This is a genomic window from Exiguobacterium indicum HHS 31 (assembly GCF_001939065.1).
Classification (GTDB): Bacteria; Bacillota; Bacilli; order Exiguobacteriales; family Exiguobacteriaceae; genus Exiguobacterium_A; species Exiguobacterium_A indicum.
In genome coordinates this window covers 200,131-220,974 of sequence record NZ_MPSZ01000003.1, presented here as the reverse complement: position 1 = coordinate 220,974, position 20,844 = coordinate 200,131, and the positions used below count along the sequence as shown (strand labels likewise).

19 protein-coding genes are annotated in these 20,844 nt (G+C 50.7%); 14 read left to right on the top strand and 5 right to left on the bottom strand.

Going from position 1 to position 20,844, the window contains the following annotated elements; all coding sequences use genetic code 11:
- Nucleotides 1–24: 24 nt before the first annotated feature.
- Entirely contained in the window at nt 25–1,293 is a 1,269-nt protein-coding gene (locus N179_RS10775) for an O-antigen ligase family protein (protein WP_075642855.1), read from the bottom strand.
- Between the two features lie 338 nt (nt 1,294–1,631).
- Here N179_RS10775 and N179_RS10770 point away from each other — a divergent pair, with 338 nt between their 5' ends.
- From N179_RS10770 to N179_RS10710, 13 genes are read left to right on the top strand one after another with little or no spacing between them, the layout of a single operon-like run.
- On the top strand, nt 1,632–2,267 hold the full coding sequence (locus tag N179_RS10770) for a YveK family protein (RefSeq protein WP_244150231.1): 636 nt from the start codon (nt 1,632–1,634) through the stop codon (nt 2,265–2,267).
- A gap of 21 nt (nt 2,268–2,288) precedes the next feature.
- On the top strand, nt 2,289–4,154 hold the full coding sequence (locus N179_RS10765; RefSeq protein WP_023469400.1) for a polysaccharide biosynthesis protein: 1,866 nt from the start codon (nt 2,289–2,291) through the stop codon (nt 4,152–4,154).
- Between the two features lie 15 nt (nt 4,155–4,169).
- Nucleotides 4,170–5,429, top strand: coding sequence for an oligosaccharide flippase family protein (locus tag N179_RS10760; protein ID WP_055969136.1), 1,260 nt, complete (start codon nt 4,170–4,172; stop codon nt 5,427–5,429).
- Between the two features lie 12 nt (nt 5,430–5,441).
- Nucleotides 5,442–6,728 carry a glycosyltransferase family 39 protein gene (locus N179_RS10755; protein ID WP_058264601.1) on the top strand — a complete coding sequence of 429 codons (1,287 nt, stop codon included), beginning with the start codon at nt 5,442–5,444 and terminating at the stop codon, nt 6,726–6,728.
- Complete coding sequence (locus N179_RS10750) at nt 6,718–7,752, top strand: NAD-dependent epimerase (RefSeq protein ID WP_058264602.1); 1,035 nt, start codon at nt 6,718–6,720, stop codon at nt 7,750–7,752. The genes N179_RS10755 and N179_RS10750 overlap by 11 nt, the downstream gene beginning before the upstream one ends.
- Nucleotides 7,742–9,091 (top strand): phenylacetate--CoA ligase family protein, encoded by a 1,350-nt coding sequence (locus N179_RS10745; RefSeq protein WP_023469396.1) that lies wholly within the window; start codon nt 7,742–7,744, stop codon nt 9,089–9,091. Before N179_RS10750 ends, N179_RS10745 begins: the two co-directional genes overlap by 11 nt.
- 12 nt (nt 9,092–9,103) lie before the next feature.
- Nucleotides 9,104–10,447 (top strand): nucleotide sugar dehydrogenase, encoded by a 1,344-nt coding sequence (locus N179_RS10740; RefSeq protein ID WP_023469395.1) that lies wholly within the window; start codon nt 9,104–9,106, stop codon nt 10,445–10,447.
- Nucleotides 10,435–11,544 carry a glycosyltransferase family 4 protein gene (locus N179_RS10735; RefSeq protein WP_035396069.1) on the top strand — a complete coding sequence of 370 codons (1,110 nt, stop codon included), beginning with the start codon at nt 10,435–10,437 and terminating at the stop codon, nt 11,542–11,544. The genes N179_RS10740 and N179_RS10735 overlap by 13 nt, the downstream gene beginning before the upstream one ends.
- Before the next feature lie 15 nt (nt 11,545–11,559).
- A complete protein-coding gene (locus N179_RS10730) occupies nt 11,560–12,180 on the top strand; it encodes a sugar transferase (RefSeq protein WP_035396072.1) in 621 nt (206 codons plus the stop codon).
- Entirely contained in the window at nt 12,161–13,234 is a 1,074-nt protein-coding gene (locus N179_RS10725) for a lipid II:glycine glycyltransferase FemX (protein ID WP_075642853.1), read from the top strand. The genes N179_RS10730 and N179_RS10725 overlap by 20 nt, the downstream gene beginning before the upstream one ends.
- A complete protein-coding gene (locus tag N179_RS10720) occupies nt 13,231–14,382 on the top strand; it encodes an aminotransferase class I/II-fold pyridoxal phosphate-dependent enzyme (RefSeq protein WP_075642852.1) in 1,152 nt (383 codons plus the stop codon). Before N179_RS10725 ends, N179_RS10720 begins: the two co-directional genes overlap by 4 nt.
- 23 nt (nt 14,383–14,405) lie before the next feature.
- Entirely contained in the window at nt 14,406–15,149 is a 744-nt protein-coding gene (locus tag N179_RS10715; protein ID WP_035396081.1) for a hypothetical protein, read from the top strand.
- A gap of 29 nt (nt 15,150–15,178) precedes the next feature.
- On the top strand, nt 15,179–16,075 hold the full coding sequence (locus N179_RS10710) for an LCP family glycopolymer transferase (RefSeq protein ID WP_075642851.1): 897 nt from the start codon (nt 15,179–15,181) through the stop codon (nt 16,073–16,075).
- A 238-nt stretch (nt 16,076–16,313) separates the two neighbouring features.
- Here the strand turns inward: N179_RS10710 and N179_RS10705 are convergent, their stop codons facing one another.
- Both N179_RS10705 and N179_RS10700 read right to left on the bottom strand, forming a co-directional pair.
- Entirely contained in the window at nt 16,314–16,919 is a 606-nt protein-coding gene (locus N179_RS10705; protein ID WP_075642850.1) for an AmiS/UreI family transporter, read from the bottom strand.
- A gap of 146 nt (nt 16,920–17,065) precedes the next feature.
- Nucleotides 17,066–18,295 carry an SH3 domain-containing protein gene (locus N179_RS10700; RefSeq protein WP_023469387.1) on the bottom strand — a complete coding sequence of 410 codons (1,230 nt, stop codon included), beginning with the start codon at nt 18,293–18,295 and terminating at the stop codon, nt 17,066–17,068.
- 144 nt (nt 18,296–18,439) lie between these two features.
- Between N179_RS10700 and N179_RS10695 the strand changes: the two genes are divergently transcribed.
- Nucleotides 18,440–19,345, top strand: coding sequence for a Gfo/Idh/MocA family protein (locus tag N179_RS10695; RefSeq protein ID WP_058264610.1), 906 nt, complete (start codon nt 18,440–18,442; stop codon nt 19,343–19,345).
- A 74-nt stretch (nt 19,346–19,419) separates the two neighbouring features.
- On the opposite strand, the gene N179_RS10690 is transcribed toward N179_RS10695, so the two are convergent.
- Both N179_RS10690 and N179_RS10685 read right to left on the bottom strand, forming a co-directional pair.
- Nucleotides 19,420–20,034, bottom strand: a complete 615-nt coding sequence (locus N179_RS10690; protein WP_152995325.1) for a hypothetical protein — start codon at nt 20,032–20,034, stop codon at nt 19,420–19,422.
- Nucleotides 20,031–20,714, bottom strand: coding sequence for a hypothetical protein (locus tag N179_RS10685; RefSeq protein WP_075642849.1), 684 nt, complete (start codon nt 20,712–20,714; stop codon nt 20,031–20,033). Before N179_RS10685 ends, N179_RS10690 begins: the two co-directional genes overlap by 4 nt.
- Nucleotides 20,715–20,844 lie beyond the last annotated feature (130 nt).

Sequence of the window (20,844 nt, the reverse complement as noted above, 5' to 3'; positions counted from 1 at the left end):
TCATACCCCTTTCATGTAGGTGCTCTAGGTGTGGGTACTGTCGTGAGGTGGAAGTCGACGAAGCGACGTATAAGCGAGAAGGCTGAGCCAAATGAAATAAAATCCACTCGGTCTAACGAGAATGCTTTCCGTGAATTGAAGTAGTCCGAGCCAGCTTGCAAGCAACAGTGGGAGAAACGCGAGATCCGTTGTCTGAATCCGAAACAGTCGATAGAACAGATACAGAAAGACTGCGCCGTACAGCAAACAACCGATGAGTCCAAATTCATAGAGATAAGTGATCGGTGTACTGTGGAACGTATAGAGAACTTGTTCGTTCAGTTGTTCCTCCAGTCCGCGTGGGGCACTCCCGATCCCGTGCCCGAACCAAAGCGAATCAGCGGAAGCGCGCCATCCGGCTTGCCAAAGCGTCAATCGTCCGTTGAGACTGAGCAAACGGGGAAGCAGTCCTTGAAACGTAAAGATGGCTAGGAGGATCAAGCTGCCCGTTACGTAACACGCTGTCACCTGCACCCGCTGTCTCGTTCCCGGAACCATTCGAATACTCGTCAGCAGAGCAAGGAGGAGAAAAGAATAGATACCTGTCTGCGAACCGCTTCTGAGTAACGCGATGATGATGAGGAGGAGGAGTACGGCGTGCAGAAAGCTTTGCCGACGCGGGAACTGTCTGAGCAGATAGAACCAAGCAAACAGTCCGCCTGGAACAAGCCACGCTGCAAACGTATTCGGATTGTTCATCAGACCAGCGAGGCGAAGGAAAGAGCCTTGTTCCCCGACGTACAGTTGAGGAAACGACAAAGGACCGATTCGAAGCCATTGCAGGTTTTCGACCGGGACATACTCTGAACCAAAGGAGACGATGAGGGCATAGGAAGCGAGAAAGACGGCTTGTCCATAAAGAAAATGACACAACAGTCGTTGCCATCGTTCGATCGATGTACGCGAGAGCGAAGAGACGATGCCAACGAACAGCCAAGTCGAGATGAGGTAAAGCGAAGCAAGAATACGATCCGTATTCGTGTTAAAGAAGAAAAAAACGATATGAAATGTCAGATAAATCAGAAAAATGAGTGCAATTTGATGTCCAGTCGCTCGGTTGGCGCGATAGAACGGTCGTAAGATGAGCCAACAGACACTGAACAGAACGATGTAGACCGGAAGCAACCAAAGAGACCACTGTTTCGGCAACACTTCGTCCGTGAAGGATAAGGGACGAATCCAAGCATCGAGCATGATCCAAACGACTAGGATGGATAAGGCAAACGATGTGGGTATATTGGCTGATTTTAACATGATTTCTAAAGACTATCCACCCTTCATATAGGACTTATTACCGATTTGAGCACTTTTTAATCATCAAATTGGTATTTACCCTTATCTTTCAAAACATCATGCAGATAAATGAAAAAATATTAAGGAAAACGTGATCATTTTTTCGTGAATCGCGTTTTTTTCGTGATATGAATTCATGCTGTGAAATAGTGTCACGCAAGCGAGATAGCTACCGAAAAAAATATAATCATTTCCACCAAGCTCTAATTGTTTTGGGAGTCGATTGGAAATAAGGTGTAGACATAACCAATGTCCATCCATTCGGTCAAGCCAGAAAGAGGTGAACAACAGTGAGCTCGATGCATCAAAGAAAAACCTTCGGAGATCATTTGACGACACTCCGACGCGGCTGGTGGCTACTTGCACTCTTCATGATTCTCTTTGCGGGAGCCGGATATGCGCTTAGCACGTATGTCATCCCAAAGACATACGAGGCGACGGCATACATCCTCGTCGTTCCTCAAGCGAACACAGAGGCGACATCGACGCCGACACTCGTCAGTACCTATCAAGATATCCTACGAAGCCCAGAGGTCGTCGATCAGGTCGCCCAAAAGATGAACGTCACCGACAAGCGGTTATTCGATTTGACGGATCGCCTGACGGTCTCGAGCAATCTCGATTCGCAAGTCATCGCCTTATCCGTCACGGATCGTTCGGCGGAGCAGGCAGCCATCCAGGCGAATACGATGACGGAAGTCTTCCAGGATTATCTTCCACAACTGATCAACACGAGTAAGACGGAAGTGTTCTCGAGCGCACGGATTCCAACGAAACCCGTATCACCGAACATTCTCATGAATACAGGAATCGGTGGTGTCCTTGGTCTGATGCTCGGACTCTTGATCGTCTATTCTCGCTCGTTAAGCAAAAAGGAAGCGACACGCGAATCCACTGATAGTTATCCGAAAGCGATTCCCCGCAGTCATTCATGAGAGAGGAGAGGAGACACCGTCATGCAGCATTCCCCGCTCACCCCGTACCGTCGGCAGTTGAAAATCGGACTCCTTCGCCTGATCGACGCCGGAATCATCGCACTCGCGACTGTCGTTACGTTCTACTTCTTTAATCCGCTCCATCTCACGGTCAACTTCGAATTGCAGGACGCACTCGAAATCGCTCTCATCCAGTGGGTCGCTCTTACGTTCGTCGCACACTGGATGCGCTTCTATCAAATCATCTGGCGTTACGCGAGTCTTCGTGATCTCGCCGTTCTCCTAGTCGTCGTCCTCGCCAGCAGCTTCGTCTTACTGGGTCTTGAATACGCGTTATTCGACTTCGCGGTCGAACGAGCGATTTTTTTACAGACCGGACTCGTTTTAAACGGTATCTTATTCGTCCGTCTGTTGATTCGTGGACGTAGCTTAAGACTCGTCCCTGATAATAAGACGCTCGGTAAAAGAACGCTGATCATCGGTGCCGGTGCTTCCGGTCAGATGATCACAAAAGAACTGAAACAAAAGAAATCGCACATCTTAAACGTCGTCGGATTACTGGATGATTCACTCGAACTCCGCGGGATGCGGATTCACGGTGTTCCCGTCATCGGAGCAATCGACCAACTTGAATGCATCATCGAGGAACAAAAGATTGAAGCAGTCGTTCTCGCGATCCCATCGTTACCGTATCCGCAGCGGGTTGAATTGCTGAACCGGATTAAACAAACCCAAGTCGAAGCGCATACGTTACCGATGCTCGTCGAACTGGCGTCCGGAAAGGTCTCGATCAAACAAATTCGTGAAGTCTCGATCGCTGACTTACTCGGTCGCGAACCGGTCGAACTCGATATTACGGAAATCGAACGAAGCGTTCATAGCGCGACCGTCCTCGTCACCGGTGCTGGTGGTTCGATCGGTTCCGAAATTTGCAGGCAACTGATTCGCTTCCGTCCTGAACGGCTCATCCTTCTCGGACACGGCGAAAACAGCATCTACTTGATCCGCCGGGAGCTCGAGTGTCTCAGCCGGGACATCCAGTTCGAATCTGTCATCGCCGATGTGCAAGACAGTGATCGGATGCTTGAAGTCATGCGACGGTTCGAACCGGATCTCGTCTATCATGCGGCAGCCCACAAGCACGTGCCACTGATGGAAGATAATCCGAGCGAAGCCGTCAAGAACAACATCTACGGCACACGCAACGTTGCTCGAGCGGCGGAAGCGGCTGGTGTCAAACGCTTCGTCATGATTTCGACCGATAAGGCCGTCAATCCGACGAGTGTGATGGGGGCGACGAAACGAATCGCCGAGATGGTCATCCAGCAGATGGCGCGTAACAGCGAGACGACGTTCGCCGTCGTCCGGTTCGGCAACGTCCTCGGGAGCCGCGGTTCCGTTATTCCACTCTTCAAAGAACAAATCGCGAAAGGCGGACCGATCACGATCACCGATCCCCGGATGACGCGCTACTTCATGACGATCCCGGAAGCGAGTCGTCTCGTCATCCAAGCGAGTGTCCTCGCAAAAGGTGGCGAAGTGTTCGTCCTCGATATGGGTGAACCGGTCCACATCACGACACTCGCGAAGAACTTGATTCACTTGAGTGGATTCACGGAAGAGCAGATCCCGATCGTCTACAGCGGCATTCGAAAAGGCGAGAAACTCTACGAGGAACTGCTCGCTCGTGATGAAGTGCATGACGAACTCGTCTTCGACAAGATCCTTGTCGGTAAGACACGACCTTTTGGATCCGTCGACCCGTACCTGCGAGAGATCGCCCAAGCGCTCGGTCAGGACGAGGTACTCCGCCAGTATTTGTTGGACGTCACGAACGAAACCGATGCCGACCCGGTCGCACCGACGATGCGGATCGCTCGCAAATAGAGAGGAGGGGAAACGATGAAAACGGCCCGGCTGTCCCGCTTCAATCTCATCTTCATTGCCGATACGGCGTATTCGCTCCATCAATGGATGATTTTGACGCTCCTGATCAAATGGAGCACACCGCTCAACATCGGTTATTTCAACTACGCCCTTGCCATCACCGCACCGATCGTCATGTTCTGTTGGCTGAACGCCAGTACGATCCTGACGGCAGAACGGGCTGGATTGACGAACTTCTGGCTCTTCATCAAGACTCGTTTTTCACTCCTCTCGGCAGGTGTGTTCGTCCTCCTTGGGGTCTATTATTTCTTCGGTGAAGCGGACATTTTACTCCTGACACTGCTTGTCTACCTGAATAAGTACATGGAATCGTTCGCTGATCTCGCTTACGGTTTCTTGCAAGGACACACTGCCTTCAAGGAAGTCGCCGTCTCGAAAATCTTCCGGAGTCTCTTGAACGTCTCGGGCGCAGCACTCGTCCTCTTTACGACCCATTCAATCCACGGATTCGTACTCGCCTTGATCGCTGGAAACTTGATCATGCTACTCGCATACGATTTACCGACAATTCGCCGCATTGGTCGCGGCTTTGACAATCAAGCGCTTGACTTACGGTACCGGTCAGGCAAGGAGCTGTTCCTTAAAGCGATGCCACTCGGCTTCGTCGCTCTTCTGATCGCCTTGAACGCAAACATTCCACGATTGTTCGTCGGTCACGCAATCGGAACGGAAGAGCTCGGTTACTACGCTAGCATCGCCTATCTACTCGTACTTGGCAGTCTGTTCATCCACTCCTTGATCGCCGTCTTACTACCGAACTTCTCGTCTGAGACGGGTGAACGTCAAAGTTTACCGGAACTGCGCAAGCTGACCCGCTCGATGTTACTGATGACGAACGTCGTCGGCATCCTGTTGATTGTCGGAGCGATCTTCTTCGGCAAGTGGGGCTTGACGATTTTCTATAACGCGTCGTTCGTTCAATACCATCTGATTTTCGTCTTGATGATGGTCGCCTCACTCTTTTTCTACAACTCGACCGTCATTCAGGCACTCTTGACCGGCTTCCAGCAATTTCGGATCCAGACGATCTCGATCTTCGGTAGTGTCGTCGTCAACCTGATCGCCTGCAGCCTGTTGATTCCGCTGTATGGTCTATACGGTGCGACGATCGCTTACACCCTCTGCGCCGTTACTCAGATCGTCCTATTGTTGCCAGCACTGTATCGATCCTTGTATCCACGGGACGTCACGCTCGTCGTCGAACAAAGCAGCTAAGGAGGGAAGAAGATGCGACCAATCCTACTACTCATCGTCATCGAAGCGCTCGTTTGTCAATTCGCCCGGTCGCTCTTCCCGGACACCTACGTGACCGCCTTGCTGCTCATCAACTCGGTGTTGTTTCTCTATTATCTACTCCGTCAGGCAGAGACGACGCCACTCTTTCTCGTCTTCATCACCGCTTTCTTCGTCCGGCTGGTCCTGATGTTCATCGATCTCGAGCTGTTCCGTTTACCGCCACACAGTGGGGACGATACGGAAGCTTTTCATCTCGAAGGTGTCCAAATCTTCACCGATCCGTCGACCTTCAATGATGTCGTTCGTGGCACCTATTCCAAGTTTCTCGGAATCTTCTACCTGATGTTCGGTCCTGAACGAATCCTCGCTCAGTTCTTGAACGTTATCCTAGGTGTTGTCGCTGTCGTCATCCTAGCGAAGACGCTACAACGGTTACGCTTACCGGAACGATACGTGTTCGCAGCTACACTAATCTTCGCATTTTTCCCACAAGGATTGTTGCTCTCACCGATTCTCTTGCGTGACCAGATCGTCGCTCTGGGCATCGTCTACACACTTTACTACATGGTGCGCTGGACGGAAGAGAAGTCCGGATGGCATATGACGCTCGCGTATCTCGGCTACTTCGTTAGTACAATGTTCCACTCCGGACTTGCTGTCGGGATCATCGTCTTACTCGTCTATTTCTCGTTTTATAGCCATGAGACACGACGAATGGATTTTGAACCGACGAAGGTGCGGCGACTAATCTTTCAAGTACTGATCGTCGGCTTCATCGTCTACAGCTTCCAGGATGTCTTGTTTGCAAAGTTCACCCACGTCTCAGAAAACGGTCAGTTGTTCAGCGGGATGAGTTACGACCGTGGCGGCTCCGCTTATCTGAACGGATTGACGGTGACAGGTCCAGTTGACATGATTCTCTACTCGCCGATTCGAACGATTTACTTCCTGTTCTCACCGTTCCCGTGGCAATGGTCGAGCGTCATGAACATTCTGATTTTCTTCCTTGACGCCGTCTTCTACTTCATCGCCTGTTTTGCGATCGTCCGGTCCTTTAAACTGATCCGTCAGCATCCGTTCGGCAGCGTCCTCTTCTTCTTTTTCCTTCTCTTTGCACTTAACGCCGTCATCTTCGGTCTTGGAACCGGCAATGTCGGAACGGCCATCCGACACCGGTATAAGTTGTTCCCGATGTTACTCATCGTCTACACATCCGTTCACTACATGCGCTGGCAAGCGCGCCACTACTTCGAGGAGGTCGAACACCGTGCCGAATAAAACGATCTTAATTACAGGTATCGCAGGCTTCATTGGATTTCACGCCGCACGTCGTTTCATCCGGGAGGGTTACCGGGTCATCGGACTCGATGAAGTGAACGACTATTACGACCCAACGTTAAAAGAAGCCCGGCTCACTGAACTTGGAACGGACTACACGTTTTACCGGGTCTCACTCGAAGAGACAGCAGCCGTCGCGCGGATCTTTGAACAGGAATCGATCGATCTCGTTCTCCATCTGGCAGCACAAGCTGGGGTACGGTATAGCATCGATCGACCGGACGTCTACATGACGTCAAACATCGTCGGCTTTCTCTCGATTCTTGAGGCGTGTCGGCATTACCCAGTCGAACAACTGATTTACGCTTCTTCAAGTTCCGTCTACGGATCGAATACGAAGATGCCGTTTGCGACGACGGATGCCGTCGATCATCCGCTAAGTCTTTACGCCGCTTCAAAGAAAGCGAATGAACTGATGGCACACACCTACAGCAGTCTCTACGGCATCAAGACGACAGGCCTTCGCTTCTTCAGCGTCTACGGTCCTTGGGGACGCCCGGATATGGCACTGTTCAAGTTCACGGAAGCAATCGCGAAAGGCGAACCAATCGACCTCTACAACTACGGTGAGATGGGGCGGGACTTCACTTACGTCGACGACATCATCGAAAGCATCTACCGCCTGTTCCAGACTGAACCGGAAGTCGATGAATCGTTCGATGCCTCAAATCCCTTACCGGACCGCAGCAACGTTCCGTATCGTGTCTATAACATCGGCAGTCACAGCCCGATTCGTCTCAATGAATTCGTTGCTTTGATTGAGCGGCGCCTTGGCAAGACGGCAATCCAAAACGGGATGCCGCTTCAACCAGGCGATGTTCCAGAAAGCTTTGCTGACGTCTCATCACTGTTCGAGACGATCGGCTACCGTCCACAGACGACGGTCGAAGCGGGCGTCAATGCATTCATCGACTGGTACGAGAGTCACTACTTGCTGAAGGAGGAAATTCAAGATGGCGCTTAAAGAGGAATTCTACTATCGGTCCCCAATCTTCATCCAAAATTGGCTGACCTCCTTATACGGTCGGAAGTTAATGCAAGAACGATACGGTCCCCTCTATGAACAGAAGATGAAGGAACTCCGGAAAAAAGATCGGACGCAAGATTATAAAGCGGAACAACTCGATCGCTTGAATGCCTTTCTCATTTTTGTTGCAACGCATACGCCATACTACGCGCAACTCTTTCACGAACATGATATCCAATTACCGTTCACGTCACTCGAGCAACTGAAGACAATTCCAATCCTTGAAAAAGAAACACTTCGTCAAAACAATGACGCCTTCATGTCCCGCGTCGATGCGCCGGTTCGAGGGCGGACGGGGGGGACGAGCGGGAAGTCACTTCAAGTGGCGTTCATGCGCGAGGATGTCCAGGAACGGATGGCACATCTCGATTACTTCAAAGAACGTCATGGTTTCCACGCCGGAATGCGCCGAGCGAGTTTCACCGGACGGACGCTGACAGCTGTCGATCAAAAGAAACCAATCTTCTGGCGGATGAACCGACCACTCAATCAGTTGCTCGTCTCGATCTTTCACATGAAGGAAGAGAATTTCCCGGCCTACATCGAGGAGCTGAATCGATTCCAGCCGCAAGCACTTGACGGCACACCGACAGCGATGGTCGAAATCGCCCGCTATATGCTGAAGCATCATATAAAGCTGGATATCCCGCTGATCGCCATCTTCCCGACATCGGAAACGGTGACGGAGGAGATGCGCTCGGTTCTCGAGGAAGCCTTCAACGCACCGGTCTTCGATCAATATGGTTCTTCAGAAGGCGCACCAATCATCTCAGAATGCAGTCATCGAAAACTTCATCTCCATCATGAGACGGGCATCATTGAACCATATGGAGAGGACGGAGAAGTCGTCGTCACGTGTTTTACGACACGGGGAACACCGCTGATTCGTTACCGGATCGGTGACCGGATGACACTCAGTGACGAGACCTGTAGCTGTGGACTAAACGGACCAGTCATCGCTTCGATCGATGGACGGGGAACGAGTTATATCGTCAGCGAAAAGCGGGGCAAAGTGTTCGAAGGGGATATCACGACGATTGCCCGAGAACTTCCGAACTCCGTCTTGCGACTCCAAGTCGAGCAGCACGCGCTCAATCACGTGACACTTCGGTATATTCCAGATGCGAAGCGTTTCCGTCCAAAACACGAGCAGATCCTCTTGAACGAGATGCGCAAGTTGCTCGGATCCGAGATGAAAATCGTCCTTGAGCCTGTCGAACAAGTCAAACAGGAACCGAACGGAAAAACGTTGATCGTCAAACAGTCGATGAAATAGGAGGAACCCACCATGAACAAGGCAGTCAAACACATCGTAGATACGACAGCAGCCCAAACTGGTTCACTTCCCATTGCCAACCGTTCGATTGCCGTCGTTGGACTCGGATACGTCGGTCTTCCCGTCGCTGTCGCCTTCGGCGAAAAAACAGCCGTTGTCGGCTTTGACATCAAGGAACAACGCGTTCAAGAACTGCAAGAAGGGATCGACGCGACACTCGAACTGAGTCCGTTCACGTTGAAGAACGCAACCGTCGACTACGTCTCGGATCCATCAGCACTGCAAGCGAGTGACTTCATCATCATCGCCGTTCCGACACCAATCAATGCGCAGAATCAACCGGATTTAACGCCACTCTTACGGGCCTCACACCTCGTTGGTCGCCAGCTCAATAAAGGCGATATCGTTGTCTATGAGTCGACGGTCTACCCAGGAGCGACGGAAGAAGATTGTATCCCGGTCCTTGAAGAAGCATCCGGCTTACGCGCTGGTGTCGACTTCTTCGTCGGCTACTCACCGGAGCGGATCAATCCGGGTGACCACGAGCACACGTTCAAGACGATCAAAAAAATCGTCTCGGCTCAGGATGAACAGACACTCGATATCGTCGCGGAAGTTTACGAAGCGGTCGTCGAAGCCGGTGTCCACCGGGCTTCGTCGATCAAGGTTGCAGAAGCCGCAAAAATCATCGAAAACACACAGCGCGACCTCAACATCGCCTTGATGAACGAACTGGCAATCATTTTCGACCGGATGGACATTGATACGCTCGAAGTCCTCGAAGCAGCCGGTACGAAATGGAACTTCCTTCCGTTCCGCCCGGGTCTCGTCGGTGGTCACTGTATTGGCGTCGATCCATTCTATCTAACGATGAAAGCCGAGTCGCTCGGCTATCACCCGGAAGTCATCCTCGCCGGACGCCGGATCAACGATACGATGGGACGCTTCATCGCAACAGCGCTCGTCAAGAACCTGATTAAACAGAACATGCCGGTCCTCGGTGCTCGTGTCACGATCCTCGGCTTATCATTCAAGGAGAACGTCAGCGATATCCGGAACTCGAAAGTCGCGAACCTCGTCCGCGAAATCGAAGAGTTCGGCATTGACGTCCAAGTGACGGATCGACTCGTCGAAAAGAGTGAGGCGAAACGCGAGTACGGCATCGACTTGCTCGAGATGAGCGAACTCAAACCAGCCGACGTCGTCATCTTCGCCGTCTCACACGAAGAATACGTCGAAGGCGGTTGGAATCTAGCGCAACACTTACTGAAGGTCGGACGCGGAATCGTCGTCGACATCAAAGGCATGTTGCCACGGTCAGAACAGCCAGAGGGGGTCCACGTATGGCGCCTTTAAAAATTCTTCAGGTCTGTGCCCTTGATACGACGGCAGAGACGATGTTACAGCCGCTCTTACTCGCTTTACAAAACGCCGGGCACGACGTCGGCATTGCTTGTGCCGACACCGGTGCCTCGGTGAAACTGGCTGCAAAGGGATTCCGGATGCACGACATCCCGATCGAGCGCCGGATCGACTGGACGAGTAACTGGCGGACGATCCAAGAAATCACACGAATCTTGAAGGAGGACGGCTACGACGCCGTCCATGTCCACACACCAGTCGCTGCCGCCCTCGGACGCGTCGCCGCAAAACGGGCCGGAACGAAGCATATCGTCTACACGGCACACGGCTTTTACTTCCACGAGAAGATGGGGCGGGTGACGTACCAGCTGACGTATTCCGTTGAAAAGTGGCTAGCTCGTTTCGCGACCGATTACCTTCTCCTCCAGAGCGAAGAAGATTATCAACTCGCTCAGCGCAAACGCTTTAAGGCGAATACCCGCCTGATGCACCTTGGAAATGGGATTGACTTGACCCGCTTCTACCCACGACCACGTGAAGCCGGAGCGCCGTTTACGTTCCTCTTCATCGGTCGGATCGTCGAAGAAAAGGGGATTCTCGAACTGCTCGATGCGTTCGAGGACGTCGTCTATCGCCACCCGGAAGCCCGTCTCGTCATCGCTGGTGAGATGATGGCAAGCGAGCGGGATCAGACGACGAAGCACTTATTCTTACGACGGATTCGCGAGATTCCGAATGTCGATTACCTTGGGTTCGTCGAAGACGTACCGAGCTTGTTTCAACAAGTCGATGCCTTCGTCTTACCATCGCATCGCGAAGGCGTCCCACGTTCGATCATCGAAGCGATGGCGAGCGCAAAGCCCGTCATTGCGACAAACATCCGCGGCTGCCGCGAAGAGGTCGTCGAGGGGAAAACGGGGTATCTCGTTGAAGTCCACGACATCGCGAAGCTCGCCAAACGGATGAATACACTCGTCGAACATCCTGACCGTGCCAACGAGATGGGACGGAATGGATTTGACCGTGCCATGAAACATTTCAACGAAGCCGACGTCATCAAACGACAACTTGATCTCTTTTCAGCTATGTAAAAGGAGGACGTCATCATGAAACGCACATTCGACTTCACGGTTAGTCTGATCGCCATCCTCATCTTGATTCCTGTCTACGCCGTCGTCGCCTTAGTCATCTACACGAAGCTTGGACGACCGATCTTCTTCAATCAAGTCCGCCCTGGTTATAAGGGAGAATTGTTCAAGATCTATAAGTTCCGCACAATGACGAATGAAACGGATGCCGAAGGGAAACTCCTTCCGGATGCGGACCGGATTCCGGCATCGCTCGAGTGGATTCGTCGCTTGAGCCTTGATGAGATCCCGCAGTTCTTAAACATCCTCCGCGGACAGATGAGTTTCGTCGGACCGCGTCCGTTACTCGTCAGCTATCTGAACCATTATACGAAGGAGCAGATGGCACGACACGATGTCTTACCTGGTCTGACAGGCTGGGCACAGATTCACGGTCGCAACGCAACGACGTGGCAGCAACGCCTCGAGCAAGATCAATGGTATGCAGCCAATCATACATTCCGACTGGATCTCTACATCCTATTCAAGACGTTCAAAATGGTCATCTCGTCAGAAGGGAACTCGACGGCTCACCAGACCGGCATGGGTGAGTTCAAGGGTCTCGACGGAGGTGTTCCCCATGATGTCGCTAAGCGATGAACGGTTGATTCGGGATCCACGCGAATGGGACGCACTCGTCGCGACCTATCAACTCGATTGTTATTACGAACATGCTTACTTCGAACTTGCGAAGGGGCCCGATGAGATTCCTGAATTATTTTATTATCCGACGGAGTTTGGGACGTTGATCTATCCGTACTTGCGGCGACCGATTCCAGGCACACGCTTTGAGGACATCACGACGCCGTACGGCTATGGTGGTCCTTATTTCATGGGTATCTGGTCACTTGATCAGATTCGCGAAGCCCGCGCGCGATTCGAACAGTACTGTCGTGAAACCGGAATCGTCACCGAGACGGTTCGTTTCCACCCTTTGCTACACAATCAGGAACTCGGTCAACACTGGTGCCATCAAACGGATATCTTGCAGCCGACGGTGACACTTGAGCTGACGGATCCGTTCGAGACAATCGAAGGCGGATTCTCGCAAATGACGCGACGTAACATCCGGAAAGCACGCCGCGAAGGCGTCACGATTCGCCTCGGACGTCCGGAAGAGTACTCGGACTTCGCCCGTCTCTATCAGATGACGATGGATAAACATCAAGCCGATGCGCGGTATTACTTTGATCAGACCTACTTCGATCACTTCGCTGAAGGACGGATCAAAAATGTCCTGTTGCTTGCCGAACAAGCGGGGCGGATCATCGCTGGGTGCATCGTCCTGACGGGTCGCCAGTTCGCACATTATCATCTCGGTGCTTCAGATCCTGCCTACTTGTCGCTTCGCCCGAATCATCTATTATTCGCGGAGATGATTCGCTGGGCAAAACAAGCTGGTCTTCAAGCGTTACATCTCGGTGGCGGAACGACACGATCCGATGCAGATAGCTTACTCACCTACAAACGATCCTTTGGTGAAGCGAATCGAACATTTTTTGGACTCGGGACATCGATTCTTGATCCGACGATTTATGACCGGCTCGCGCGACAAATCAAACAACAACATCCGGAAATCGAGACAGGACAGTGGTTCCCGATCTACCGGACGCCGCTCCGTCAGCTGTCACCTCGAAGGGAGGAAACATCATGAAACATATCCCGCTCTCCATCCCGCACTTAAGTGGTCAAGAAGCACGTTACGTCACGGAAGCACTCGAGACGAACTGGGTCGCACCGCTTGGACCGAACGTCGACGCCTTCGAACGAGAGATGCAAGCCTACACGGGAGCTCGCGCAATGCTTGCGACGAGCAGTGGTACGGCAGCCATTCACTTGGCACTCGCGACGCTTGGTGTCACGACGGGGGATGACGTCTTCTGTCAGTCCTTGACGTTCATCGCTTCGACGAATCCGATTCGTTACGTCGGTGCTCGTCCTGTCCTGATCGATTCGGAAGAGGAGACATGGAACATGTCACCCGTCGCACTCCGACGCGCGTTGATCCAGGCGGCAACGCGAGGAAAACTTCCGAAAGCCGTCATCGTCGTTCATCTATACGGAGTAGCGGCACAAATCGAGGAGATCGCTGCGCTCTGTGAAGAGTACGATGTTCCGTTGATCGAAGACGCGGCAGAGTCACTTGGAACACGCGTCAACGGGCGGATGACGGGGACATTCGGGACGTTCGGGATCTACTCCTTCAACGGCAACAAGATCATCACGACGTCAGGTGGTGGAATGCTCGTCGCAAATGATCCAGTCTTGATCGAACGTGCCTTCTATCTCGGGACACAGGCGAGACAACCGGTCCTCCATTACGAGCATACGGAAGTCGGCTACAACTACCGGATGAGCAACGTCGCTGCTGGGATCGGACGCGGTCAACTCGAAGTCATCGATCAACGCGTCGATGCGCGGCGGAAGATCTTTGATCGTTATGAACGTGCCTTTGCACCGGGCGGCGTTACGTCGCAAGTCGAGCAGACCGGAACATTCGCCAACCGTTGGCTCAGTGCTTTTCTCTTACCAGGTGGTCAAGTGCAACGCGACGAAATGATCCAGACGCTACAACAGGTGAATGCCGAGTCCCGTCCGGTCTGGAAACCGATGCACTTGCAGCCCGTCTATCGCGACGTACCATTCATCACAGCAGAAGGGATGGATGTCAGCCGTCGTCTGTTTGAAGACGGAATCTGCCTCCCGTCTGCTTCACAAATGACGTTCACCGAACAAGCCGTCGTCATCCGAAACGTTCGTCATACCTTACAGACGAACGTACGCCGGAACGTCCAGTCATGAATATATGGGAAGGGGACATCGTCATGCGCGATATGGAGGAAGCGATCCACGCACTCCGTCTCGCTGCGAACGGGAAGAATGAATTGACGGCCAATACCTATTTCCGCTGGCAATTGAACACCACTCATCCAAGCGTCGCGGAAATCCTGATGCTGTTTGGGTCGTGGCAGATCGCCTTGGAACGAGCTGGCATCGGACAAGCCCGCTTGACGTTCACGAAATCGGAAATCATTGACGCCTTGCGTCAGGCACGGGAGGAACTCGATCCTTTCACGAGCGCGACGTACCGCGAATGGGCGCAACAAAAGCAAGCACCTAGCCTGACGGATATCGTCCATCAATTCAACTCGTGGCAGCAGGCATTGTCAGAAGCGGATATCTTAAAGGAACGCATCCAGGAAATGGAACAACGGATCATCGAGTCATTACTTGAAGCGCAAGGTGCCTTGCCGGTCTTGACGAGCCAGACCTACACGAAGTGGGCGGCTGGTCAAAATCGTCCGACCGTCGCAACGATTGCTCGCCGGTACGGCTCTTGGTCAAACGCCCTTGAAATCATCGGCATCGAATTTCCGCGAAAACGCTGGCGGGAAGAGGAGGTACTCGACGTGCTCGCCGCAGCTGCAAAAGAAACGGAACATCTGACGATCGCAAGTTACCAACGGTTCAGCATCGGACGTGATGCGCCAAGCATCGGCGTCATCACCGCTTTGTTCGGTAGCTGGCGCAATGCGTTGCTCGTACTTGAAGCGCAGAGACCGTCCTGAATTCAGATCGAAGAAAAGGGGAATGGATGATGAAGAAGTGGAAATGGATCGTGTTGACACTGACGGGGATATGCCTGCTCCTTCTCTTCGGTTCAGGCGGGTATGTGTACCATAAAGCGAGCCAGACGATGAAAGAAGTTCAAGTCCAAGTGCCAGTCAAGGCGAGCGTCGAGACAGAGAAAGCCGTCGAACAGAAAAAAGGGCTCTCCTTTTTATTACTCGGCGTCGATCAACGAAAAAACGAGACAGGACGCAGTGATACGATCATCGTCGTAACGATTGATCCGAAGACGAATAAGAGCCAAATGATCAGTATCCCGCGTGATTTGAAAACAGAAATCATCGGCAATGGATCGAACGATAAGATCAATCATGCGTATGCCTTCGGTGGTCCACAGATGGCACTCGACACGGTTAGTCATCTGCTGGATATCCGACTCGACTATTTCGCAGAGATCAATTTAGAAGGGTTCACGGATCTCGTTAATGCCGTCGATGGTGTCACCGTCGAGAACGATATCAATTTCTCATATTATGAGATGCAATTTCCAAAAGGGGAACTGTCGCTGAACGGGAAAGAAGCACTTGCCTATGCGCGGATGCGCTATGATGATCCACGCGGTGACTTTGGACGACAGATCCGTCAACGGCAAGTCGTTCAGGCGGTCACCGATAAGATGACGGAGGACTTCTCGATTCGTCGCTTCAATGCTGTCCTCGACGCACTCGGGAAAAACGTCAAGACGAACGTACCATTTTCCGTTGCCCGGACCGTCGCGACGGATTACCGGGATGCCTTACGAAATGTCGAGACCTTATCACTCGACGGGAAAGGGGGAATCGAATCGGACGGAATCTACTACTGGCATCCGACGGACAAGTCGTTGAAAGAAGTTCAAGCTCAACTAAAGGAAGCATTGAAATGACATGAGGGAAGAACGAGCGTACGCTTTGTTCGTCTCGCATCGTTTTCCTGGGACAAGCATCGTGCCGCTTCGCTTCGCTGCAGGGTCACTCTTGCTTGTTTTTCCCTAGGAAGCGATGTCGAGCGAACAAATTACTTTGCTTTTCGTTTGACGTGTACTACAAATAGAACAAAAAAGATGTCCACCTTTGATTCATAACCGAAAATGGACATCTTTTTTTGATGAATCGATGAGCGTATCACGATGACCGGATCGTCCGAAGCATCGAGAATTTCATCATCGTATAGAGGAAATAGGCAGCAGTCAGAACAGCAGCACCACTCCATAACCACTGGTATGCTGAACTAAAGTAGCCGAATCGAAGCCCGATCAGTGCCGGTACGATTAATGTCAACCAGCTCAAGACGAGGGCAACGCGGGCAGTGATTGCATCAATCGGGCGATTCATTCCCATTCCGAGGAAGAACAGGCTCCAGAGCAATGCCCAGAACAACCAGGTCACACCGCCGATGATGTCATTCGTCGTGAAGCTGACGAACGCATAAAACAAGGCGGCAATCGCAACGAACAAGGAAAACCAACCGACCCCGCTCCCGTCGAGATTGAACAAGAACGTGATCCCGACGTAAACGTACGTAAAGGCAAACAGATAGATGCTCGCGTATCCGAACGTCAACGCTGGATCGCCAGCGGCACCGATGACGAGATAGGTTGCGATGAACGTCTGCAATAAACCGGTGATGAGACTGAAGACACCCGCGCTACGGAGATCGACTTTTTCGAACAAGGTCAAACTATTTAAAAAGAGCGCGACGCCCCCAAATAACAAACTGACATTTCCCACGTAAAACTCTCCTTCATTAAGACGTCAGACGTCTGATTCTAAACTTAACTCTAAGATGAATTCGTTTTCAGCGCAAGCATAATTTTAGAGACAAAATGAAAAATAACCTGACTCCCGGAAAGGGAATCAGGTTGTTGATTGAGCAATTATTGTTTTAAGACAGAGCGGAGTGTCGTTTCCGTTTGAGTGGGAGTACCTTTGAGTGTGACCAATCCATAACGGACATTCCCCTTTTTAAGGAAAAAGACGCGCGTATTGTTCGCTTCAGGAGTATATCCCGTTTTACTCGCATAAATACGAGGTTCCTTAGGTAAGGTTTTATCCGTGTGATACCACTTTAACGTCCGAGCGTAAGGTCCTTTGATGCTTGCTTTATATGATTTTCGACCGCTTACTGTAATCAGGTAGCTATAATTCGCGTATGTGTTCGCGAGTTTTTGCATATCGGCAGCTGTCGTATAGTGATTCCATTCATGAAAACCATGTGGATTAGAAAAATGACTTGCTGTCATGCCGAGTGCTTGAGCACGACTATTCATTAACGAAACGAACTTTGATTCAGAACCCGCGGTCCGAACGGCAATCGCTTTAGCGGCATCATTACCCGAGCGAATCAACATGCCATTCAAGAGTTGGCGCATCGTGACACGATCTCCCGAGCGTAAACTCGCCACACTGCTACCATACGGTACTGAAATCATGGAATACGTGAGCGTAAAAGGTTGATCCAGTGTACCGTTTCGAGCGGCTACTTCGTATCCGACGATGGCAGTCAACAACTTGGTCGTACTTGCCGGATACCGTCGGACATTACTTTGTTTCGTCGTAATATAGGAAGTAGAACCGAGTTGAAAATAGCGTAAAGAGGCAACCGGGTATTTACTAGCTGCTGTTTTCTTTCGGACGACTTGATTGGAAACGTAGCGTGTCTTTCCTCCGTCTTTAATCTTATACCATCCTTTGGAATAGGAGACTGCTTGTAGCACACTCTTGTAAGCAGCACGCCGAACGATCGTCTTACTAGAGGACGTGCTTGGTTTGGAGCGAATGTTCGCGCCAGACTTAGAGGTGACGACGAGAGCATATGTACTCGGACCGGTCACTTTTTTTGCGACTTGATTGGACAGATAACGGTAGGTGCCGCCATCTTTGATTTTGTACCAACCGTTCGAATACGATACTGCTGTGAATTTCGATTGATACGCAGCGAGGCGAACGATAGTTGCAGAGGAACTCGTACTTGGTTTAGAACGAATATTTCCTCCGGATTTGGATGTGACGACGACTTGATAACTGGCAGCTTGCGCCGGTAAAGCTGGTAGGAAAAGTGTAAACAGGATCAGGAGTATCAGACTCATTCGAAAAAATGGCTTCATAAAAAATCATTCCCTCCTTTTTGAAAATATAGATTCATCATAAAACAAAAAAGGAAATTCACTTGTTTTCAAAAAAATTGATGCATCCGAATATAATAGTGATGAAAAGGGAATAATGGAGCAGATGAATGGAGGAGATAGTAGATGAAATTAGCCGTAGTAGGTATCGGAGATATCGCACAAAAAGCATACTTACCTGTATATGCCGCAAGAGAAGACGTGGACATTCATTTGATTTCGCGCGAAGAGGAAAAAGCGAAAAAATGGCAATCGATGTATCGTTTTTCAGGTACGTTTCCGACTTTAGAAGCGGCGTTGTCAGAGGGAATGGATGCTGTCATGATTCATTCCGCAACAAAAGCGCATGTAACACAAGCGAAGCAAGCACTTGAAGCAGGGGTGCCTGTATTCGTCGATAAGCCGATTTCGATGAACATCGAGGAAATTCGGGAGCTGGTTCAATTGGCAGAGGAAAAGAAGGTCCCGTTCATTACAGGATTCAATCGACGATTCGCGTCCGCACATCGTCGCCTGTTAGAAGTTGAATCCCCGAATATGATCATCATGCAAAAAAATCGAACGCCTTCTGTTGAGGGCGCGCAACCTTTTTTGTTTGATGATTTCATCCATGTTGCGGATACGCTGCGCTATTTGACGGGACGTGGAAAAATCGAAAACCTGCATATCCGGAGTAAGCAGGATACGAGTGGGTTGCATCACGTTACGATTCAATTCGAATCAAATGGAATTACTGCCATCGGAGTGATGAACCGGAACAATGGTGTCACGGAAGAGCGGGTAGAAGTGATGGGACCGCATGAAAAGCGGATCGCTACAGACGTGACGATGCACGAACGACAAACGAGTGAAGGAACGCTTGTCTATCCGCTAGATAACTGGGAATCGACATTGAGTCGAAGAGGATTCATTGCCTTGATTGATGCATTCTTGAAAACGATAGCGGGTGATCCGTCTGCGTCCGTCACGGCTTCAGATAGTTTAGAAACTCATGAACTCTGTCATCACATCTATCAACATGTGATGAGATGAACGAAAGCCGTACTCTGGAATCAAGAAGAGTACGGCTTTTCTATGGATGGAATCGAGGAATGGGTCTTCTACCATCACGTCACCTCATAAAGCTGATACGTCTTTTTTCCGCCTGGTCCTTCGAAGGTCAGACGAAGCGAGGAACGAACGAATCGATAGGTCACACTTCCTTCTGAAAAGAAAAGGCGAGCTGAAAGGTCAGGCTCGAATCGAATGACCTCTGTATCGTTTCGAAAAGATCCAGCTGTTCCGAAGTGATCGAATTGAAGGGATGCGACAAAGGTATTTCGTGAATCAAACGAAACGTGGATACGACCGCTCCCTTCAAACGGTTCATTTTCGAAAGTACTTCGCTCCACTTCATACGTTCCTTCAAACTGCCGGACTTGCTTGATTTTCTCTTGAGCGGTTTGTTCAATCAACTGAGCCCGTTCACGAATCGGGTGATCCGGCGCTAAATCAGACTGTTCAATCGTACGGGCAGTTCGGATTACTTCTTTGAAATGATAGCTAGCGAACTGTTGCTCCAACTTCACCATCGTTTGAGCCGCTTGACTATCCTGCTCAGTTGTCGCGCGCTCGACGACTTGAGTGTAGGCATCGTTCTCCATTTCCCTTTGAACGTTAGAGGGTGTCTCTTTACAACCTGATAAAATCAAACAGAAAAGAAGCATCCATGTATATCTCATGTTTTCACCTCAGTTCGTGTAGTGTGCGTGATTTGGAGATGATCCGTATGCAGTTGAATACGATACTGCACGCGATAGGTGACAAATGAAGGCTCGTTTCCTTGTGTCGTTTGATACGTTTCTAGCGTACGAAGTTCATAGATGGAACCATCGGATGAAAAATCCTGGAATTCAACTGTGTGAACGCGGGGTGGTGCAGCAGAAGTTGCTTTTTGGCGTAGAGCGGTCAGTGCCTGAAGTTCAGATTTGAATGCGCGAGAAGACATATATTGAATCGAAGAGAATGTCTCGATCGAATCATAACGTGTTGAAAAGGTGATGAGTTCAGGGACGGTTCCTGTATACTGACGGACGAAACGTAATACATCATACGATGTAGGCGGTTTATTTTTCGAATAGGTTTGATTATAGGCAACCTGTTCATCTGACCATTCCGAGAGACTCCATGTCTGGACTGGAGAAGGTACGACCTCTGAAGAAGAGGCATCTTTCGTCATATACCAAAATAAACTCGAGGTCATTAAGACGAAAAAAATGATTATGCATAGTAGAACAGGACGAAATGCAGATGAAGTCGGTTCCGTTTCAGGACGCTTCCGTGCGATGACGGGATGCTGGCAATAGGAGCACGCGTCATCCTCGTAGCCTAGAGGTGTTCCGCAAAGTGAACAACGTTCCATAAGACAAGTCCTCCTAAGTGTATGAAATTCAATTTCTTGTCGGTATCTTATTTATTGAAATCATTTCCATCTTATCATTAATTGAAAACGTAATCAAAGCATGAAAAAGAACTCATCCAGCTTGATAATG